Raw genomic sequence first — 2,108 nt, forward strand, 5'->3', positions numbered from 1 at the left:
GCATACCCCGCCACCGAGGCCACCGCCCCCGCCGGCACGTACACCTCTGACAACGCCAAGATTGCGTCGTCAGGCGGTTGAGTAGCGCGGGTGTAGATGACGTCGATCAGGCCGGGGGTGGGTGACCAGGTCAGTGTGGTGGTGTAGCCGAGTTGTTGTGCCAGTTGGTGGCATTGGTGCGGTAGGACCGCGTCGTCGGGGGTCGATATGGCGGCGCGCAGCTGGTGGATCGGGGCGTGATCGTCGGCTTCGGTCAGCGCGTGGGCCAGTGCGACGTCGGGCCAGATCCCGGCGTGGGGTATGCCGGTGACGCGCAGCTGCGTTGGCTGCCGGGATTGCAGGTAGTGGGCCAGTGCGGTCAGGTTGTTCAGCTGCTGCCAGGGTTGGGTCGGTAGGTCGGCGAGGGAGTGTACGGGTATGGGCGCTTTGCGTAGCACCACGTCGTAGCGGTAGTTGCTGAGTTCGTTGACCGATTCCAGGTGTTTGAGCTGGATGTCGACGGCGGCGAGGTCGCCAAGGTGTTGGGGCAGGGCGGTGAAGAACTCCGGGGCGAGCAGCAGTTCTTGTTCGGCGAGCATTTCTCGGCGGATCCGTGCGCGCAGCGCGGCGGCGGTTTCGTGGGCGTCGGGGTCGTGGGCGACGATTGCGGTGGTGAATGCGCGCAGCAGTGTCAGGTTGCGTACGTCGCCGAGGAACAGTGCCCCGCCTGGTGCCAGCAGCCGCATCGCGGTTGCCAGCACGTCGAGTAGATAGCCTGCGCTGGGGAAGTATTGGATGACCGAGTTGAGGACCACCACATCGAAATGGCCTTGGGGTAGCCCGTCGGCGATATGGGCGGGTTGGACGGCTAAGCGCACCCGGTCACCCCACGGCTGCGAGCCGGCCGCGGCGTGCAGGGTCTCGATTGTGGGCGCAGACAAGTCTGTTCCCCAATACTCGGTGCACATCGGGGCCAGCTGGGCCAGCAGCAGCCCCGAACCCACCCCGATTTCGAGGACCCGCTGCGGAGTTAGCGCTGATATCCGGTTTACCGTGGCCGAGCGCCACTCGCGCATCTCGTCTAGCGGGATCGCCGCCCCGGTATAACTGCTGGTCCAGCCCCCGAAATTCTCCCCAAGCGCTGCCTGAGTCGGCCCGGCGTACAGGCCGTCATACACCCCGCGCCATTGCTCAACTAGTCCGGCCTCCCGCTTGGCCTCCCGCGCCAGCAACGCCGCCTGATCCAGCACCACATACCCCACCAGCTGCCTATCGCCGACACCCTCGGTGCCATCCGTCGCACGGGCGAGCACCGCCGCCTGGGCCACCCGCGGATGGGCCGTTAGCAACGACTCGATCTCGGCGCACTCGATGCGGTAGCCGCGGATCTTGACCTGCTCATCGGCGCGTCCGACATAACACAGCTGCCCATCGGCCCCCCAGCGCACCACATCCCCCGTGCGGTACATCCGTGTCCCCGGCGCTCCCGCAACGCTGAACGGGCACGCCACGAACCGTGCAGCGGTCAACCCCGACCGACGCATATACCCCACACCCGCCCCCGCACCGGCCACATACAACTCCCCAGCCACCCCGGTGGGTACCGGCCGCAAACCCGCATCCAACACAAACAACGCGCCCGCGGACCCTGGCACCCCGATCGGGCTGACTCCGCTGTGCATGTCGTGTTCGACGATCTCGCGGAAGGAGGCATGCACGGTGGTTTCGGTGATGCCGTACATGTTGATCAGCCGCGGCTGACTCGGATGGTTGTCGCGCCACGCACCAAGGCGCTGCGGTTGCAAAGCTTCACCACCGAACACCACCGCATCCAGCTCTAGCTGGCGCCCCAGCTCGGGCTGAGCGGCGTCGGCCGCTTGCAGCGCGTAGAACGCTGATGGGGTCTGACTCAGCACGGTGACCCGTTCGTGAACCAGCAATGCAAGCAGGTCTGCTGGGGAGCGGGTCACGGCTTCGGGGACCACGACCAGGCGTCCGCCGTGGAGCAGTGCGCCCCAGATTTCCCAGACGGAGAAGTCGAAGGCATACGAATGGCATTGGGTCCACACCTGTCCGGGGGCGGGCGTCAGGCCTTGGCACATGGAGGTGAAGAGTTGGGTGATGTTGTG

General features: G+C 66.3%; 1 protein-coding gene. It reads right to left on the reverse strand.

Annotated features, from left to right (window positions below; genetic code table 11):
- Positions 1-2,108: AMP-binding protein (locus F0Q45_RS30020; protein WP_149656531.1), on the reverse strand; the 2,108-nt coding region annotated here is incomplete at both ends.

Source organism: Mycobacterium simiae, assembly GCF_008370645.1.
Classification (GTDB): Bacteria; Actinomycetota; Actinomycetes; order Mycobacteriales; family Mycobacteriaceae; genus Mycobacterium; species Mycobacterium simiae_A.